This is a genomic window from Aeromonas mytilicola subsp. aquatica (assembly GCF_044336385.1).
Lineage (GTDB): Bacteria > Pseudomonadota > Gammaproteobacteria > Enterobacterales > Aeromonadaceae > Aeromonas > Aeromonas rivipollensis.
Map to the genome: position 1 here is coordinate 2,267,037 of NZ_CP172298.1, position 16,695 is coordinate 2,283,731.

General features: G+C 60.4%; 16 protein-coding genes. 6 read left to right on the forward strand and 10 right to left on the reverse strand.

The annotated features are described in order from the left end of the window. Positions 1 to 58: 58 nt before the first annotated feature. The 10 genes from uspE to ccoN all read right to left on the reverse strand — a co-directional run bounded on the left by uspE (position 59) and on the right by ccoN (position 9,271). On the reverse strand, positions 59 to 1,006 hold the full coding sequence (gene uspE, locus ACFWHB_RS10470) for a universal stress protein UspE (protein WP_025327017.1): 948 nt from the start codon (positions 1,004 to 1,006) through the stop codon (positions 59 to 61). A gap of 136 nt (positions 1,007 to 1,142) precedes the next feature. Then, the gene (locus tag ACFWHB_RS10475) at positions 1,143 to 1,898 is read right to left on the reverse strand and encodes an FNR family transcription factor (protein ID WP_025327016.1); all 756 of its coding nucleotides are present in this window, start codon (positions 1,896 to 1,898) and stop codon (positions 1,143 to 1,145) included. A gap of 68 nt (positions 1,899 to 1,966) precedes the next feature. Continuing rightward, positions 1,967 to 2,653: a sulfite exporter TauE/SafE family protein gene (locus tag ACFWHB_RS10480; protein WP_395950123.1), complete on the reverse strand. Its 687-nt coding sequence runs from the start codon at positions 2,651 to 2,653 to the stop codon at positions 1,967 to 1,969. Then, entirely contained in the window at positions 2,637 to 2,825 is a 189-nt protein-coding gene (gene ccoS / locus ACFWHB_RS10485) for a cbb3-type cytochrome oxidase assembly protein CcoS (protein ID WP_395950124.1), read from the reverse strand. The genes ACFWHB_RS10480 and ccoS overlap by 17 nt, the downstream gene beginning before the upstream one ends. A 135-nt stretch (positions 2,826 to 2,960) precedes the next feature. After that, positions 2,961 to 5,342: a heavy metal translocating P-type ATPase gene (locus ACFWHB_RS10490; protein WP_395950125.1), complete on the reverse strand. Its 2,382-nt coding sequence runs from the start codon at positions 5,340 to 5,342 to the stop codon at positions 2,961 to 2,963. 89 nt (positions 5,343 to 5,431) lie between these two features. Next, positions 5,432 to 5,920 carry a FixH family protein gene (locus ACFWHB_RS10495; RefSeq protein ID WP_106886748.1) on the reverse strand — a complete coding sequence of 163 codons (489 nt, stop codon included), beginning with the start codon at positions 5,918 to 5,920 and terminating at the stop codon, positions 5,432 to 5,434. A gap of 125 nt (positions 5,921 to 6,045) precedes the next feature. Then, positions 6,046 to 7,023: a cytochrome-c oxidase, cbb3-type subunit III gene (gene ccoP, locus ACFWHB_RS10500; protein ID WP_106886749.1), complete on the reverse strand. Its 978-nt coding sequence runs from the start codon at positions 7,021 to 7,023 to the stop codon at positions 6,046 to 6,048. Then, positions 7,023 to 7,202, reverse strand: a complete 180-nt coding sequence (locus ACFWHB_RS10505; RefSeq protein WP_005329633.1) for a cbb3-type cytochrome oxidase subunit 3 — start codon at positions 7,200 to 7,202, stop codon at positions 7,023 to 7,025. The genes ccoP and ACFWHB_RS10505 overlap by 1 nt, the downstream gene beginning before the upstream one ends. An 11-nt stretch (positions 7,203 to 7,213) precedes the next feature. Next, the gene (ccoO, locus tag ACFWHB_RS10510; protein ID WP_106886750.1) at positions 7,214 to 7,828 is read right to left on the reverse strand and encodes a cytochrome-c oxidase, cbb3-type subunit II; all 615 of its coding nucleotides are present in this window, start codon (positions 7,826 to 7,828) and stop codon (positions 7,214 to 7,216) included. Positions 7,829 to 7,846: 18 nt separating this feature from the next. Beyond that, positions 7,847 to 9,271, reverse strand: coding sequence for a cytochrome-c oxidase, cbb3-type subunit I (ccoN, locus tag ACFWHB_RS10515; protein WP_111910628.1), 1,425 nt, complete (start codon positions 9,269 to 9,271; stop codon positions 7,847 to 7,849). A 281-nt stretch (positions 9,272 to 9,552) separates the two neighbouring features. Here ccoN and ACFWHB_RS10520 point away from each other — a divergent pair, with 281 nt between their 5' ends. The 6 genes from ACFWHB_RS10520 to ACFWHB_RS10545 all read left to right on the forward strand — a co-directional run bounded on the left by ACFWHB_RS10520 (position 9,553) and on the right by ACFWHB_RS10545 (position 16,391). Then, entirely contained in the window at positions 9,553 to 10,011 is a 459-nt protein-coding gene (locus tag ACFWHB_RS10520; protein ID WP_395950126.1) for a hypothetical protein, read from the forward strand. Positions 10,012 to 10,122: 111 nt separating this feature from the next. After that, the gene (locus ACFWHB_RS10525) at positions 10,123 to 10,581 is read left to right on the forward strand and encodes a GAF domain-containing protein (protein ID WP_005329612.1); all 459 of its coding nucleotides are present in this window, start codon (positions 10,123 to 10,125) and stop codon (positions 10,579 to 10,581) included. A gap of 101 nt (positions 10,582 to 10,682) precedes the next feature. Beyond that, positions 10,683 to 11,321: an RNA chaperone ProQ gene (gene proQ, locus ACFWHB_RS10530; protein ID WP_106886753.1), complete on the forward strand. Its 639-nt coding sequence runs from the start codon at positions 10,683 to 10,685 to the stop codon at positions 11,319 to 11,321. Between the two features lie 8 nt (positions 11,322 to 11,329). Then, positions 11,330 to 13,342, forward strand: coding sequence for a carboxy terminal-processing peptidase (gene prc / locus ACFWHB_RS10535; protein WP_106886754.1), 2,013 nt, complete (start codon positions 11,330 to 11,332; stop codon positions 13,340 to 13,342). Positions 13,343 to 13,481: 139 nt separating this feature from the next. Then, entirely contained in the window at positions 13,482 to 16,106 is a 2,625-nt protein-coding gene (gene pepN, locus ACFWHB_RS10540; RefSeq protein WP_395950127.1) for an aminopeptidase N, read from the forward strand. A gap of 63 nt (positions 16,107 to 16,169) precedes the next feature. Further along, on the forward strand, positions 16,170 to 16,391 hold the full coding sequence (locus ACFWHB_RS10545) for a DUF2835 family protein (protein ID WP_106886756.1): 222 nt from the start codon (positions 16,170 to 16,172) through the stop codon (positions 16,389 to 16,391). The last annotated feature ends 304 nt before the right edge of the window (positions 16,392 to 16,695 follow it).

A 16,695-nucleotide genomic window follows, 5' to 3' on the forward strand; every position in this document is an offset into this window, starting at 1 on the left:
CCCGGGACAAAAATAAGCGGCTTATTATAGCCATGTCCCGGGGGAGGGCAAGAAACGCTTATGCAGGATGACGCCTGTCATCTACTGGGCAGCTGTAATCATCGGGTTTGAGGATCAGGATGTCGCAGTTGAGCCTGTCCACCACATGTTCAGCCGTGTTGCCGAGCAGAGCGGCGGAGAGGCCGGTGCGACCGACGCACCCCATGATCATCAGGGTGGACTTGAGTTCGTCCGCCATGTCCGGCAACACTTCCTCCGGCAACCCTTCCGCCACCTTGGTCCACATGTGATTGATGCCGAATTGATCGGCATGCTCTCGCAGTAGATCTTCGTGATGCTTGCGGATGGCGTCGTTGTAGGCGTTAGGGTCGAACTCGGGCAGCTCGATGGCCACATTCACCGGCGTGCCGGGGTAGGTGTTGACCAGATAGAGGTTGGAGCCGAGCAGATCGGCGATGGCGACACCCTCGCGAGTGATGCGCTCATTGAGGACTTTTTGCTCCAGATCGTCGCTCGAGCAGTTGATGGCGGCAATGATGTTGCCGCCCCGCTGCCAATGACCCTCCTTGACCAGCAGGACGGGGCAGGGGCATTTGCGCAGCAGGTGCCAGTCGGTGGGGGTGAAGATGAAGGTTTGCAGGAAGGAGTGCTTGTGGGTCGCCTTGACCACCAGATCGTGGCGATGCTCCAGCACTTCCTGGATGACGCACTCAAAGGGGCGGTTGTGCCACAGCACCTTGATCTCGCACTCCAGCCCTCTGGCGCGATAGGGTTGCAGTATCTCGTCCAGCCACTCCCGGCGCTGGGCAATGACGCCGTGGCGCATCTCTTCCCGCTCATCCACGGACAGCATGGCGGTCATCTCGTACGAGAAGTCGTAAATCGTCAGGAGCAGGGTCAGCTGGGCGCCCTCGTCCAGCTCGGCGACCTTGACCGCGCGCTCGAGCGCGATCTGGCGCTCCTCTTCCGGGTTGATCACCACCAGAATGTTTCGGTACTTGACCATGTTCTCCTCCTTGGCAAAAACGCCAATGATGGCAACTCTTTAGCCATTACAGCTTAGTCCAAGGGGGGAGACGGGAAGGTGTGCCGGATCAAATTTCAGGGTGAACCGATCCGGCAACAGAGGGGAAAGGGGGTGATCAGCCGCAGGCAGGGCGAGTGGCACCGGCCATGACGCCGAGGGCCACGTGATCCAGCACTGTAATGTATTTGCCCTTGACGCTGATGAGGCCGGACTTCTGGAAACGACCGAGCAGGCGGCTGATGGTCTCGACGGTGAGGCCGAGGTAGTTGCCTATGTCACCCCGGGTCATGGAGAGACGGAACTCTTTGGCGGAGAAGCCGCGCTCGGAGAAGCGTACCGAGAGATTGTGCAGGAAGGCGGCGAGGCGCTCTTCCGCATTCTTCTTGGAGAGCAGCAGTATCATCTCCTGATCTCCCATGATCTCGTTGCTCATCAGGCGCATGATCTGCTGGCGGAGCTTGGGCATCTTGCCGGAGAGATCGTCGAGCACATCGAACGGGATCTCGCACACCATGGCGGTTTCCAGCGCCTGGGCGAAGGAGGGGTGTGCCTGCTTGTGGATGGCATCGAAACCGACCAGATCCCCCGCGAGGTGGAAGGCGGTGATCTGCTCGTCACCCTGTTCGGTGATGGTGTATGACTTGATGGTCCCGGAGCGGATGGCGTAGAGCGATTTCAGTTCATCGCCGGCCTTGAACAATTCCTCACCCTTCTGGATCGGCTTTTTGCGCTCTATGATGCTGTCCAGCTGATCGAGCTCACTGTCGTTCAGGGTGAAGGGAATGCAGAGCTGACTGATGCTGCAATCCTGGCAATGAATTGCACAGCCACCGCTCTGAATACGTCTGCCAGGTTTCTTGTCCGGGATCATAGGCTCATATGAATAATTGATTTATATCAAACAAGTTTACCACCAACTCATCCGTTTTGGATAGGGTTTCAAAAGGATGCCAGCCCGATCCAGAGGGTATGCAGGCCATAGGCAATGAGCAGCAGGGCACCGCCGAGGCGCAGGCTGCGCAGGGTCAACCAGTAGCGCAATCTGTCTGCCAGCCCCCCCAGGGCGAACAGTGTCGGCAGGGTGCCCAGACCAAAGCTCAGCATGATGAGCGCGCCGCCACTGGCGGAGCCTGCCGCCGCGCTCCAGGTCAACATGGAGTAGACCAGACCGCAGGGCAGCCAGCCCCACACCATGCCAAAGGGAAGCGCCTGCCAGGCCGAGGTGAAGGGGATGAACTTGCCGGCAAGCGGCTTGATGAGAGGCCAGAGCTTGGCGCCGAGCCGCTCCAGCAGCAGTATCCCCTGCCACCAGCCAGCGAGATAGAGGCCCAGCGCTATCATCAGCAGGGCCGCAAGAAGGCGCAAGCCAGCGATGGCGTGTTTGCCGGCCCCGAGCTCGCTGGTGGTGGCCAGCAATCCGCCCACCAGGGCGCCAGCCAGCACATAGCTCAGGATCCGCCCCAGGTTGTAGTTGAGCAGGTAACCGAGTCGCCCCCAGAAGTGCTGTTTCCCGGCGGGGATGGCCATGGAGAGGGCGGCGGAGACGCCACCGCACATGGCGATGCAGTGGCCTGAGCCTGCCAGTCCTACCAGCAGGGCGCCCATCAGATCAAGGCTGTTTGTCATCGCTCGGCTGAACCTTGCCCTTGGTGACGGGTTGCTCCTCGTCAAACAGTATGTTGGAGCCCTGGCGGTCGAGATCCTCGAACTGCTCCGAGCGAATGGCCCAGAAGAAGACGGCTCCCGCTATGATGACGAACAGGATGGCGATGGGGATCAGGACAAAAATGATGTTCATGGGAGCTACCTTGCATTCATCCGTGGCAATCGACCCCTATGGTAACCCTGTTCGGGCAGGGGGCCAGCCGCTATCAGCGAGAAATGTGGCCTGCATCGGAGGCAGGCCACATTTTCAGCTTATTTCCCAGCCTGCTCATCGATTGAGGCGCATGGAGTTGGTGACGACTATGAGTGAGCTCAGGGACATGCCCGCCGCCGCCAGATAGGGGGGCAGCCAGCCGCTGGCCGCGAGTGGCAACACCAGCAGGTTGTAACCGATGGACCAGGCGAAGTTCTCCTGGATGATCCTGCGGGTGCGCAGCGCCAGGGCGCGGGCAGTCAGCAGGCGGGAGAGATCGTCGGCCAGCAGAATGGCGTCGGCGCTGTTTTTCGCCAGATCCGTGCCGCCCGCCATGGCGAAGGAGGCGTGGGCTCCGGCCAGCACGGGGGCGTCGTTGATGCCATCCCCCACCATGATGCTGATGTCTCCCGCCGCTTCACGGGCCTTGAGGTAGGCCAGCTTGCCGTCGGGGGTGACCCCTTTCACCAGCTCATCGACCCCGAGTTCACGGGCCACGGCGTCGGCCTGAGGGGAGCTGTCGCCGGTGAGGATGGTGGTCTGCAGCCCGGCCGCCTTGAAGGCCTGGATCAGGGCACCGGCATCCGCCCGCACCGTATCGGCCAGGGTGAAGCGGGCGAGCGGTCCTGTCTCGTCGGCCAGATAGATGGCCAGCCCCTGGGTCGCCTCTTGTTCGTCAGCCAGCGCTAGCCAGCGGGGGCTGCCGATGCGGTAATGCTTGCCTGCGATCCTGCCCTGGATGCCGTGGCCGATGACGGGTGTCACCTCGCTTGCCGGCAGCATGGCATCCTCTGCCCCCTGGCTGCGAAACGCGCGGGCAATGGGGTGTTCGGAGTAGGCTTCCAGCGCGCGGGCGATTGCCAGGCACTCGTCTTTGCCAAGCCCCGCCAGGGGCTGGACGCCCACCAGGCTGATGTTGCCCGTGGTCAGGGTGCCTGTCTTGTCCATCACTATGCGGTTGGCCCGGGTCAGCACGTCCAGCACGTGGCCGCGGCGCAGCAGTATGCCGCTGCGGGTCAGGTGGGCGGTGGCCGAGGTGAGCGCCGTCGGGGTCGCCAGCGACAGGGCGCAGGGGCAGGTGGCCACCAGCACCGACAGGGTGACCCAGAAGGCCCGCTCCGGGTCATGGAAGTGCCAGAAGGTCCAGACCCCGGCGGCGATAAGCAGCAGTACCAGGATGAAATGGCGGGAGAGCACATCCGCCAGCTGGGCGATGGCGGGTTTGTCATCCAGCGCATGATCCTGCAACCGCATGATCTGGGCGAGGCGCGACTCTTCGATGGGGTGGCTGACCCGGATCTCCAGCGGCGCATCCGTGTTGATGGTACCGGCGAAGACGGGATCCCCCGCCTGCTTGAGCAGGGGCAGCTGCTCGCCGGTCAGCATGGCTTCGTTGAGGCTGGCCTGCCCCAAAGTGATGATGCCGTCTGCCGGCAGGGTAGCACCGGCCAGCACCCGGACCCTGTCCCCCACCCGCAGCGTCTTGGCGGCCACCTCGTGCTCGCCATCTGTGTCGATGCGGGTGGCCATGATGGGCACCAGGCGCGCCAGGTTGGAGCTTGACTCGGATGCCTTGCGTCTGGCCCTCAGCTCGAGCAGGCGCCCCAGCAGCAGGAAGAAGACGAACATGGTGATGGAGTCGTAATAGACCTCACCCGTGTTGAAGACGGTGGCCCAGATGGAGGCGACGAAGGCGCCGATGAGGGCCAGCGACACAGAGACATCCATGGAGAGGTGACCCTGTCTCAGGCTGCGCCAGGCGCCTGCGTAAAACGGCTGGGCCGAGTAGATCATGATGGGGGTGGAGAGCAGCAGGCTTATCCACTTGAAGTAGATCATGAACTCCTCTTCCACGCTGATTAAGAGATCCATGTAGAGCGCCACGGCGCACATCATTACCTGCATGGAGCCGAGACCGGCCAGCGCCATGCGGAACATGTAGCTGCGCACCTCGCGGGCGTAGAGGGCTTCCTGGCTGTGGGTCTGGAAGGGGTAGGCGCGGTAGCCTATCTTGGCGAACCCCTTGAGGATGTCGCTTAACGAGAGCCTGTCCGGATCCCACTTGATGCGGGCGCGGTGGGTGGTGGTGTTGACGTTGACATAGTGCAGGCCCGGCAACCCCATCAGGTGGCGCTCGATGAGCCAGGCGCAGGCGGCGCAGGTCAACCCCTCCACACTGAGCTGGATCTCCCGCAGGGTACCCGTCTCGGTGACGAACTCCTGCTGTACCTCGGCCAGATCGTAGTGGGTGAGGGCTGCCAGCTCGCTGGGTACCAGCTCCCCCTTGATGCCGGGGGCGGTGCGGTGCTCGTAGTAACTGGCAAGGCCGCATTCGAGAATGGTCTGTGCCACGGCCTGGCAACCAGGGCAGCACATGGGTTGCACTATCCCCTTGATCTCCAGGGTAAAGTCACTGCCAGTGGAAACCGGTTCACCACAGTGAAAACAGCCGGTCATGGTCATTATCCCTCTTGGAAGCTGCCCGCGTGGGCGAGATAAGGGAGGACGCCGTCATGTCTGGATGAACGCAGCCGCTCATCCAGGGTTCAGCGTCCCTTGGGATCGAGTTCCACCGGGGCCTTGGTCGGCAACTGCGCCGTCTCTTGCAGGCGCCACTCGTGGTTGAAGGCATCGACCCGGATGTGCCACTTGCCGGTGAGGGGCTTGTCCAGCATCAGGCGATAGACCCCCTTGCCATCGGCAGTGAGCAGATGATCGCTGTCCAGCCCCGCCAGGGTCGGGTGGAACAGGGAGAGGTGCAGCGCCTGACCGGCGGGGATCTCCCCCGACAGGGGCTTCAGGGTCAGCTCCTTGTCGCTGACCGAGAGCTCGACGCGGATGCCGAGGGCCTCGGCGCGATCGAACTTGCTGAGATCCTGATTAATCTCCTTGCCTTGTTTGTAATAGTCTTCCGCCACCAGGTTGACCCCATCCTGGCTGGCGATGATGGCGGTGGCGATGCTGCCTATCACGGCGGCGCAGGGGAGGGCGATGATGAACCAGGGCCAGAATTGGCGATACCAGGGTTGAGTCATGGTGCTACCGAAACATATGGTTAACGAAATGGAGGGATTTTAGCCAACACAAGATAACAAAAAGCCTCGAAGAGTCGAGGCTTTTTGCTGCGTAATCACGTGCTTATCACATGTTACTGCTTATTTTACTGCGCCTGGTGGGACAAACTATAGACATAGGATGCCAGCAGGTGGACCTTGTCTTCTCCCAGGATATCCTTCCAGGCCGGCATCACGCCGTGACGACCGTGGGTGATGGTCTGCTCGACCACTTGACGGGAGCCACCATACAACCAGGTGTTGTTGGTGAGATCCGGCGCGCCGAAGGCGATGCCGCCCTTGGCATCCGGGCCGTGACAGGCGGCGCACATGGCGAAACGGGCTTCCCCCTTCTTGGCCTCAACCAAGTCGACCTTGCGGCCGGAGAGGCTCAGCACATAGGAGGCCACCTCCTTGACTCCGTCCTGACCCAGGATCTCGCCCCAGGCGGCCATGATACCCTGGCGACCGCCCATGATGGTGGTCTTGATCTGGGAAGGCTCTCCGCCCCATTGCCATTCGCTGTCGGTCAGGTTCGGGAAACCGCGACCACCGCGGGCATCGGAGCCGTGGCACTGGGAGCAGTTCTGCAGGAACAGGCGCTGGCCCACTTTCAGGGCTTCCGGGTCCTTGGCGATCTCGGTGATCTCCTTGTAGCTCTTGCCGTCGGCCTGGTAGGTCAGCTCGCGGAACTTGGCGCCATAGACCTCGTCGGCCTTGGCCAGTTCCCTATCGTATTCCACCGCGCGCCCTTCGTCCTTGGCGGAGGCTGCCGCCGCCTTGGATTCTGCCAGGGAGCGAACGTCCTGGTTGGAGCTCTGCCAGCCCAGCAGACCCTTCCAGTTGCCCAGACCCGGGAAGGCGAGCAGGTAGATGAGACCGGTGACGATGAAGAAGAGGAACATATAGGACCACCACTTCGGCAGCGGGTTGTTGATCTCCTCTATGCCGTCGAAGGTGTGCCCCATGGGCTTGCCCTCTTCGGTCCCCATCTTGTCCTTCATGCACCACATCAGCAGCAGGAAGCAGCCGAGTATGGTGCCCAGACTTATGACGGTCACAAAAATGCTAAACAAAGTGCTCATTATTGCTTCGCTCCTGCGTTCTTGTTATCAGCACTGGGTTGCTCGTCATCGGCAAAAACCAGGTTGGCAGCCTCATCGAAGGAGGCCTTGCGGCGCTTGCTGTATGCCCAGACGATGATGCCGATCATGATGATCATCAGCAGCAGGGTGTACAGGCCGCGAAATGTGCCGTAATCCATATCCCGACTCCTTATTTCAGGGCATGACCCAGTGATTGCAGATAAGCCACCAGGGCATCCAGCTCGGTCTTGCCCTTGACTGCCTCGGCCGCACCTTCGATGTCGGCGTCGGTATAGGGCACCCCGAAGTGATCCCGGAACAGCGCCAGTTTCTTGCCGGTCAGCTCACCGGTCAGGACATTGGTCTCGAGCCAGGGGAAGGCGGGCATGTTGGACTCGGGCACCACGTCGCGCGGGTTGATGAGGTGGGCGCGATGCCAGTCGTCGGAGTAGCGGCCGCCGACCCGGGCCAGATCCGGACCCGTACGCTTGGAGCCCCACAGGAAGGGGTGCTCCCACACGCTCTCACCGGCGACCGAGTAGTGGCCATAGCGCTCGGTCTCGGCGCGGAACGGGCGGATCATCTGGCTGTGACAGACGGTGCAGCCCTCGCGGATGTAGATGTCGCGTCCTTCCATCTGCAGGGCTGTGTAGGCCTTGAGGCCCTCCACCGGTTCGTTGGTCTGCTTCTGGAAGAACAGCGGCGTGATCTCGACCAGGCCCCCCAGGCTGATGGCAAAGATGATGCCTATCACCAGCATGGGGACGCTCTTTTCAAAAATTTCGTGACGGTTGTTGTTGCTCATGCTTTAAACCCCTTCAGATCAGGCTGGCTGTGCGACGGGTTCCAGGGAACCCTTGGGCGCAGTGACGGTGCGATAGGCGTTGTAGGCCATCAGCAACATGCCGGTGACGAAGAAGCAGCCACCCAGGAAGCGCACGAAATAGAAGGGATAGGAAGCTTGCAGCGCCTCCACGAAGCTGTAGGTCAGGGTGCCGTCATCGTTGACCGCACGCCACATCAGACCCTGCATCACCCCGGAAATCCACATGGAGACGATGTAGAGCACAGTGCCCACGGTCGCCAGCCAGAAGTGAACGTTGATCAGGCGGATGCTGTACATGCGGCCCTGATCGAACAGGTTAGGGATCAGGTGATACACGGCGCCGATAGAGACCATGGCAACCCAGCCCAGGGCACCGGAGTGAACGTGACCTATGGTCCAGTCGGTGTAGTGGGAGAGGGCGTTGACCGTCTTGATCGCCATCATGGGGCCTTCGAAAGTGGACATGCCGTAGAACGACAGGGACACGATCAGGAAGCGCAGTATGGGGTCATAGCGCAGCTTGTGCCAGGCACCGGACAGGGTCATGATGCCGTTGATCATGCCGCCCCAGGAGGGGACGAACAGGATGAGGGACATCACCATGCCAAGGGACTGGGCCCAGTCGGGCAGGGCGGTGTAGTGCAGATGGTGCGGACCGGCCCAGATATAGAGGGAGATCAGCGCCCAGAAGTGCACTATGGAGAGGCGGTAGGAGTAGACCGGGCGACCCGCCTGCTTGGGCACGAAGTAGTACATCATCCCCAGGAAGCCGGCGGTGAGCAGGAAGCCGACCGCGTTGTGGCCATACCACCACTGCACCATGGCATCCATGGCGCCTGAGTACATGGAGTAGGACTTCATGCCGGAGAGCGGCACTTCCATGTTGTTGACGATGTGCAGCACGGCCACAGTGATGATGAAGGCACCGAAGAACCAGTTCGCCACATAGATGTGGGAGGTGGTGCGCTTGACCAGGGTGCCGAAGAAGACGATGGCATAGCTCACCCAGACCACGGCGATGGCGATGTCAATGGGCCACTCCAGCTCGGCATACTCCTTGGAAGTGGTGTATCCCAGCGGCAGTGTGATGGCGGCGGCGAGTATGATTGCCTGCCAGCCCCAGAACACGAAGGCGGCGAGCGGGCCGCCAAACAGCCTGACCTGGCAGGTACGTTGTACCACGTAGAAGGAGGTAGCCATCAGCGCACTGCAGCCAAATGCAAAGATGACCGCATTGGTGTGCAGGGGACGCAGGCGGCTGTAGGTCAGCCAGGGGGTATCAAAGTTGAGGGCAGGCCAGATTAACTGGGCTGCGATCAGTACACCAACCGACATACCGACAATTCCCCAGACAATCGTCATGACGGTGAACTGGCGCACAACGGTGTAGTTGTACTCAGGGTGGTTTGTTGTATGGCTCATCGTTGTATTCCGCTTCCGATGCTGTTGTTTGTTTTTCGCCCGGTAATCGGGGCCATTTTCACCCCTGATTTGCAAAATCCTCTCGTTAACATCTGTTAATAAAAGGAAAAGCAAAAGGTGGTTAAATGAAAATTCATTGAGAATGATACTGAACTGACCGGTAAAATAACAGTACAAACAGTGATATATTTGGCTCCAGCGGGTCTCGTGCCCGCCAGTTTTTACCTTGCGCAAGATCACGAAAATCGCATTTTTAAAGTACCTTACAAGGCTGTTTTTTCATGAAAGAGAGACTCACTTCACGCAAAATCGTGCACTTGACCATAGTGCTGGCCATTTTGCTCTCCCTGATGGCCTATCGGACCTGGTTTTCGGGCCCGCCGAGGGGGGAGGCGACAGGAACAAATGATCAGATTTGTGATCTGTCCCACAGCAGTTGCTCCCTTCTGGTCGGTGACATGCCCCTGACGGCCAGCATAGAGGGCTTGCCGATCCGCCCTGAACATGACTTTGTATTGCGCCTTCAGGGGGGATCCCCCGCCATCATCCCCACCAAGGCCTGGCTGGAGGGCAAGACCATGTTCATGGGGGTCATCCCGGTGCAACTCGAGGCGAAGGACGGGGGCTGGCAGGGGGCCGCTCAGGTAGGAAGTTGCACCACTGAGGCCATGGAGTGGCTGCTCAATATCGAGTGGAGCAATGGCCAGCGCCAGCAACTGGCGCTGGGGGTTTCCCCCTGACAGGGGGCCGTTGTTTATGGCCCAGGAGGGGGGAGAAGTGAAATTTGATTTGAATTTTTCAGGCAGGTCGGTACCTTGCATTCATTATCAAGGAGTGAAGTTCATTTAATCATGATTGAAAAACAAGCATTTTATCGCACCCTCAACCAACAGGCCCAGGCTCTGCTGGAGGGTGAACCCGACCTGATTGCCAACCTGGCGAACCTGTCTGCCCTGCTCAATCAGGAGCTGGCTGACATCAACTGGGTCGGTTTTTATCTGTTGCAAGGGGAGACCCTGGTGCTCGGCCCCTTCCAGGGCAAGCCGGCCTGCGTGCGCATTCCGGTGGGCCGGGGCGTCTGCGGCACTGCGGTGGCCGAGGGCAAGACCCAGCTGGTGGACGACGTACATCAGTTCACGGGTCACATCGCCTGCGACGGCGCCAGCAATTCTGAAATCGTGATTCCGCTGCGTCGCGGTGGTGAGATCATCGGGGTGCTGGACGTGGATAGTCCGATTTTTAACCGTTTCGACCAGGAGGACCGCATTGGCCTCGAAGAAACGGTGCAAATTTTGGAAAGCATGCTCTAAGTCATTGCTAGATGGTTCGCAAAAGGTCCCAAGCTCTCTATAATAGGGCCTTTGTTGTGTTCGGGCATGCCCGTGCGTCTATATGAAAGCCAAGGTTATACATGGAAAACACTGAAAAGCTGAAGAACAGTAAAGAGATCGTTGCCTACCTGGTCGAGAAATTCCCGGCCTGCTTCATCGCTGAAGGAGAGGCCAAGCCACTCAAGATTGGCATCTTCCAGGATCTGGCCGCGCGTCTTGCTGATGACGAGAGAGTCTCCAAGACCATGCTGCGCTCTGCTCTGCGTCAATACACCTCCAGCTGGCGTTACCTGCATGGCCTCAAGGCTGGCCAGGCCCGTGTCGATCTGGATGGCAACCCCGGTGAGCTGCTGACCGAAGAGCACATCGAACATGCCAAACAGGCCCTCAAGGAGAGCAAAGAGCGTGTCTTTGCCAGCCGCCGCACCAACACCAAGGAGAAGGAAGACAAGCCCAAGCAGCCGCGCCGCAACGCGCCGCGCAAGGCCGATGCTCCTCGCTCCGACAAGCCCAAGTCCGCCCCCAAGGCCGCGCCTGTAGCCGATGCTCCCCTGGTCAAGGTGGATGCCGCCACCCTGAAAGTGGATCAAGGCGTGCGCGTCATGCTGGGCAAGTCTCCCCTGCCTGCGACCATCAAGGAAGTGACCAAGGATGACGTACAGGTTCAATTGCAGACCGGCATGATGTTGCGGGTCAAGTTCGAGCATCTGGTTCTCTAAGGAGACGAATGTTGAAGCATGGCGTGATTCGTTTTTCCCTCGTTGCCTGTAGCCTGGCGCTTGCCGGGCTCGCGCAGGCCATCGAGCCGGTGCTCAAGGAAAGTGATTTGCCTGTGTTGGCTCAAGAGAGCCAACATGCTACGGCCAGCAAGCGAATTGCCAATCTGTTTACCCGCTCTCACTACAAACAGTTCAAGTTGGACGATGCCTTTTCCTCCGTGATATTTGACAAGTATCTGGAGAATCTGGACTACAGCCGCAACCTGTTTCTGGCCTCTGACATCAGCCGTTTTGAAAAGTACCGTACCGGTTTTGACACCGACCTCGAGAGAGGGCGTCTGGCTCCGGCCTACGAGATGTTCAACCTGAGTCAGCAGCGGCGTTACGAGCGGTTCGAATACGCCCTCAAACTGCTCGACACTCCCCTGGATTTCACCCAGCCTGACAATTACATCTTCGATCGGGAAGGGGCTCCCTGGCCCAAAGACGAGGCCGAGCTCAACGAGCTGTGGCGTCAACGGGTCAAGTTCGATGCCCTGAGCCTCAAGCTCAGCGGCAAGGAGTGGCCCGAGATCAAGGAGCTGCTCGGCAAGCGTTACAACAACGCCATCAAGCGGATGTCCCAGACCGAGAGCGAAGATGTGTTCCAGCTCTTCATGAACTCCTTCGCCCGTGCCATCGAGCCCCACACCAGCTACCTCTCGCCGCGCAGCGCCGATCGCTTCAACACCGAGATGAACCTCTCGCTGGAGGGCATAGGTGCCGTGCTGCAGGCGGAAGATGACTTCACCGTCATCCGCTCCCTGGTGCCCGGCGGCCCGGCGGCCAAGTCCAACCACCTCAAACCCGATGACAAGATCACCGGGGTGGGGCAGGACGACGGCAAGATTGTCGATGTGATCGGCTGGCGTCTCGACGACGTGGTCGAACTCATCAAGGGGCCCAAGGGCAGCAAGGTGAAGCTGGAGATCCAGCGCGGCAAAGGCGCGACCGCCAAGACCGAGCTGGTGGAGCTGACCCGCGACAAGGTGCGCCTGGAAGACAGGGCCGCCAAGTCCAAGGTGATCAACGCCGAAGGCAAGAAGATAGGGGTACTCGAGATCCCGAGCTTCTATGTCAATCTTCATGACGACGTCATCAAGGAACTCTCCAGCCTCAACAAGCAGAAGATAGATGGTCTCATCGTCGACCTGCGCGGCAACGGTGGCGGCGCCCTGACGGAAGCCTCGGCCCTGAGCGGTCTCTTCTTCGCCAGCGGTCCCGTGGTGCAGATCCGTGATCACATGGGTCGTATCACCGTCAATGGCGACGATGATGGCAACGTCTACTACGGCGGCCCCATGTCGGTGATGATCGACCGCTACAGCGCCTCGGCCTCCGAGATCTTTGCCGCCGCCATGCAGGATTACGGCCGCGCCCTGATCCTCGGTGAAAACTCGTTCGGCAAGGGCACTGTGCAGCAGCATCGCAGCCTCGCCAAGGTCTACGACTTCTACGAGCAGCCGCTGGGTCACGTGCAGTACACCATCGCCAAGTTCTACCGGATCGATGGCGGCAGCACCCAGAACAAGGGGGTGGCGCCGGACATCAACTTCCCGACCGCCGTCTCGCCTGACGAGACCGGGGAGAGCCGGGAGTTCAACGCTCTGCCCTGGGACAAGATAGCCTCGGCCAGTTATGACAAGCTGGGGGACTTCTCCGGTCTGCTGTCCAAGTTGAAGTCGGCTCACGAGGCGCGGATCGCCAAGGATCCTGAATTTGCCTACGTGATGCAGGACATCAAGGAGTATCAGGCGGACAAGGACAAGAAGTCGGTCTCCCTGAACGAAGCCGAGCGACTGGCGGATCAGGCCAAGCAGGACGAGAAGGCGCTGGCGCGAGCCAACGAGCGACTGACCCGCCTTGGCAAGCCGACGGTGAAGAGCCTGGATGAACTGCCTGCCGATTTCGAGGCCCCTGACGAGTATCAAATCGAAGCCGCGAACATCACGGCGGATCTGGCGAAACTCAGCAAGGGTTGAGTGTCCTGGGTGACATCCGCATGAATACAAGGGCGACTCAGGTCGCCCTCTCTTTTGGCTGAATGCAAACTATTTGACCCTGCGGGACCGTTGTGACAGCCTCTGACACGTTGATAACAACGCGTGGAAGCACACAATAATGACCGATCACTCCCAGGCCATGACGGCCAAGTATCGCCAGGATTACCAGGCGCCCCTCTACTGGATCGACAGCATCGATCTCGATTTTCAGCTGCAGAAGCCCCTGACCCGGGTGACCGCCATCTCCCGGCTGCGCCGCAGCGGCGAGCACAACGAGCCCCTGGTGCTGGATGGGGAAGGATTGGTCTTGCACAGCGTCAGCGTGGACGGTGTCCCCTACACCCGGTTCGAGCAGGGGGAGAGCAGCCTGACCCTGTTCAACCTGCCCGCCGAGTGCGTGCTGACCATAGTCACGGATCTGGATCCCGCCGCCAACACGGCGCTGGAGGGGCTCTACAAGTCCGGCGATGCCTACTGCACCCAGTGTGAAGCTGAAGGGTTCCGCCGCATCACCTATTACCTGGACCGCCCCGACATTCTGGCCCGTTACAGCACCCGGATCACCGCCGACAAGGCCAAATACCCTTATTTGCTCTCCAACGGCAACAAGGTCGACAGCGGCGAGCTGGACGGCGGTCGCCACTTCGTGCAGTGGCAGGATCCCTTCCCCAAGCCGAGCTACCTGTTTGCCCTGGTGGCCGGTGACTTCGATGTGGAGCGGGGTAGCTACGCTACCCGTAGTGGCCGCAAGGTGGCCCTCGAGATCTTCGTCGACAAGGGCAATCTGGACAGAGCCGGTTTCGCCATGGAGAGCCTCATTAACGCCATGCGCTGGGACGAGCAGCGTTTCGGCCTCGAGTATGACCTCGACATCTACATGATCGTCGCGGTGGACTTCTTCAACATGGGCGCCATGGAGAACAAGGGGCTCAACATCTTCAACTCCAAGTTCGTGCTGGCCAACCCGGCCACCGCCACCGACGGCGACTACCACGGCATAGAGCGGGTCATCGCCCACGAATACTTCCACAACTGGACCGGCAACCGGGTCACCTGCCGCGACTGGTTCCAGCTCAGCCTCAAAGAGGGGCTGACGGTGTTCCGGGATCAGGAGTTCTCCTCGGATCTGGGCTCGCGCGGGGTCAACCGCATCAACAACGTGCGCACAGTGCGCGGCCCGCAGTTTGCCGAAGATGCTGGCCCCATGGCCCACCCCATCCGCCCGGACGTGGTGATCGAGATGAACAACTTCTACACCCTGACCGTCTACGAGAAGGGGTCGGAAGTGATCCGCATGCTGCACACCCTGCTGGGTGAGGATAATTTCCAGGCCGGCATGCGCCTCTACTTCGAGCGTCACGACGGCTCGGCCGCCACCTGCGATGACTTCGTGCAGGCGATGGAAGATGCCTCCGGTGTGGATCTCGGCCGTTTCCGCCGCTGGTACAGCCAGTCCGGCACCCCCGAGCTGACCGTGACCGACGACTATGATGCCGCCAGCGGCGTCTATCGCCTCCACGTGCGCCAGCACACCCCGCCGACCCAGGATCAGCCGCAAAAACTGCCGCTGCATATCCCCCTCGACATCGAACTCTATGACGAGCAGGGTGCCGCCATTGCGCTGCAATACCAGGGCAAGGCCATCGGCAACGTGCTCGACGTGCTGGAAGCAGAGCAGACCTTCGTCTTCGATCGGGTGCCGGTCAAGCCGGTTCCCTCCCTGCTGCGGGACTTCTCCGCCCCGGTCAAGCTGCACTATGACTACAGCGACGAGGCGCTGGCCTTCCTGATGCGCTTTGCCCGCAACGAGTTTGCCCGCTGGGATGCGGCCCAGATGCTGATCAACAAGGCGGTCATCGATGGGGTGGCGCGGGTGCAGCAAGGGCAGGGGGTTGAGCTCTCCCCAACCTTGCTGGCGGCCTTTGTCGCCATTCTGGACGAAGCCGAGCTGGATTTGGCCCTCAAGGCGGAGATCCTGGCGCTGCCCGGTGAGGCGACCCTGGCCGAGCTGTTCGAAGTGGCCGATATCGATGCCATCCATCGGGTGCGCAACGAGATCCACACCTCGCTGGCCCACGCCTTTGGTGCCCGGCTGGCCAGCACCTATGAGGGGCTGCGGCTGACGGGCTATAGGGTGATCCATGCTGACACCGCCAAGCGCGCCCTCAAGGCCGTGGTGCTCGGTTATCTGGCGGCCCTGGATGCGGAGCAGGCCGATGTGCTGGTGCGCGAGCAGTATGCAACTGCCGACAACATGACCGACACCCTGGCGGCGCTGCAGGTGGCAAACGACTATCTGCTGCCATGTCGCGCCGCACTGCTGGCCGATTTTGAGGGCAAGTGGGCCCATGACGGCCTGGTGCTGGACAACTGGCTGCGCCTGGTGGGCAGCAAGCCTGCCGCCGACGTGCTGGATGAGGTGAAGCAGGCGATGGCCCATCCCACCTTCAGCATCCGCAACCCGAACCGGCTGCGGGCCCTGGTCGGCAGCTTTGCCATGAACAACCAGGTGCAGTTCCACGCGGTGGATGGCAGCGGCTATCGCTTCCTGACCGATCTCTTGATCGCGCTCAACGAGGTCAATCCCCAGGTGGCGTCCCGCCTCATCACGCCGCTCATCCAGTTCAAGCGACTGGATGAGGGGCGCAAGACGCTGATCCGGGCCGAGCTGACCCGTCTGGCCAACCTCGAGGGGCTGGCACGGGATCTGTTCGAGAAGGTAAGCAAGGCGCTGGCGCAGTAAGCGTGCTGGTCACGGGCAGGGGAGCCAGGCTCTCCTGCCCGTTTTTCATCAAGAGGAGGGGGAATGAGGCAGTACACCTTTCGGCTGGCCCTTGGCCGCGACGAGATCATGCTGATGTACCAGGGCCAGGCCAGACGCCTGGTGGTGCGCACCGAGCAGGGGTTGACCATAGAGCTGGGCCTGGAAAAGATCCGCTCCTTTGTCAGCGTCAACGGGGTGCACGGTCACTTTCGGCTGGTGACCCAGGAGGATCACCGCTTTGTTCGCCTGGAGAGGATCTCCTGAGGGTTGCTCACCATCCAAGAGAGCGCCGTTCATCCCGGTGGCCTTTGCCTCGAAAGGGTAACTTGCCGTAGTCGAACCGCTCGTGTGAGCGTCCTACTATAGGGGAATACCCCTGCTTGCGGTGTCAAATGCAGGACGATGAGCGCCCCGATAGCCCAAAACGCATAAATTAACAAAACATGAACATTATTCCGGGTAAATATCTGCTTTAAGTCACTATCTATCCGGTAAATCGACTGACAACCAGTGCGATTTTCTAAATTTTAGCGACTTGGCAAAATTTATCACAACCCAAGCCGTGATC

Excerpts from the sequence above, each read along its gene's own strand:
- uspE (WP_025327017.1), bottom strand. The coding sequence starts at position 1,006 with ATGGTCAAGTACCGAAACATTCTGGTGGTGATCAACCCGGAAGAGGAG.
- ACFWHB_RS10475 (WP_025327016.1), bottom strand. The coding sequence starts at position 1,898 with ATGATCCCGGACAAGAAACCTGGCAGACGTATTCAGAGCGGTGGCTGT.
- ACFWHB_RS10480 (WP_395950123.1), bottom strand. The coding sequence starts at position 2,653 with ATGACAAACAGCCTTGATCTGATGGGCGCCCTGCTGGTAGGACTGGCA.
- ccoS (WP_395950124.1), bottom strand. The coding sequence starts at position 2,825 with ATGAACATCATTTTTGTCCTGATCCCCATCGCCATCCTGTTCGTCATC.
- ACFWHB_RS10490 (WP_395950125.1), bottom strand. The coding sequence starts at position 5,342 with ATGACCGGCTGTTTTCACTGTGGTGAACCGGTTTCCACTGGCAGTGAC.
- ACFWHB_RS10495 (WP_106886748.1), bottom strand. The coding sequence starts at position 5,920 with ATGACTCAACCCTGGTATCGCCAATTCTGGCCCTGGTTCATCATCGCC.
- ccoP (WP_106886749.1), bottom strand. The coding sequence starts at position 7,023 with ATGAGCACTTTGTTTAGCATTTTTGTGACCGTCATAAGTCTGGGCACC.
- ACFWHB_RS10505 (WP_005329633.1), bottom strand. The coding sequence starts at position 7,202 with ATGGATTACGGCACATTTCGCGGCCTGTACACCCTGCTGCTGATGATC.
- ccoO (WP_106886750.1), bottom strand. The coding sequence starts at position 7,828 with ATGAGCAACAACAACCGTCACGAAATTTTTGAAAAGAGCGTCCCCATG.
- ccoN (WP_111910628.1), bottom strand. The coding sequence starts at position 9,271 with ATGAGCCATACAACAAACCACCCTGAGTACAACTACACCGTTGTGCGC.
- ACFWHB_RS10520 (WP_395950126.1), top strand. The coding sequence starts at position 9,553 with ATGAAAGAGAGACTCACTTCACGCAAAATCGTGCACTTGACCATAGTG.
- ACFWHB_RS10525 (WP_005329612.1), top strand. The coding sequence starts at position 10,123 with ATGATTGAAAAACAAGCATTTTATCGCACCCTCAACCAACAGGCCCAG.
- proQ (WP_106886753.1), top strand. The coding sequence starts at position 10,683 with ATGGAAAACACTGAAAAGCTGAAGAACAGTAAAGAGATCGTTGCCTAC.
- prc (WP_106886754.1), top strand. The coding sequence starts at position 11,330 with ATGTTGAAGCATGGCGTGATTCGTTTTTCCCTCGTTGCCTGTAGCCTG.
- pepN (WP_395950127.1), top strand. The coding sequence starts at position 13,482 with ATGACCGATCACTCCCAGGCCATGACGGCCAAGTATCGCCAGGATTAC.
- ACFWHB_RS10545 (WP_106886756.1), top strand. The coding sequence starts at position 16,170 with ATGAGGCAGTACACCTTTCGGCTGGCCCTTGGCCGCGACGAGATCATG.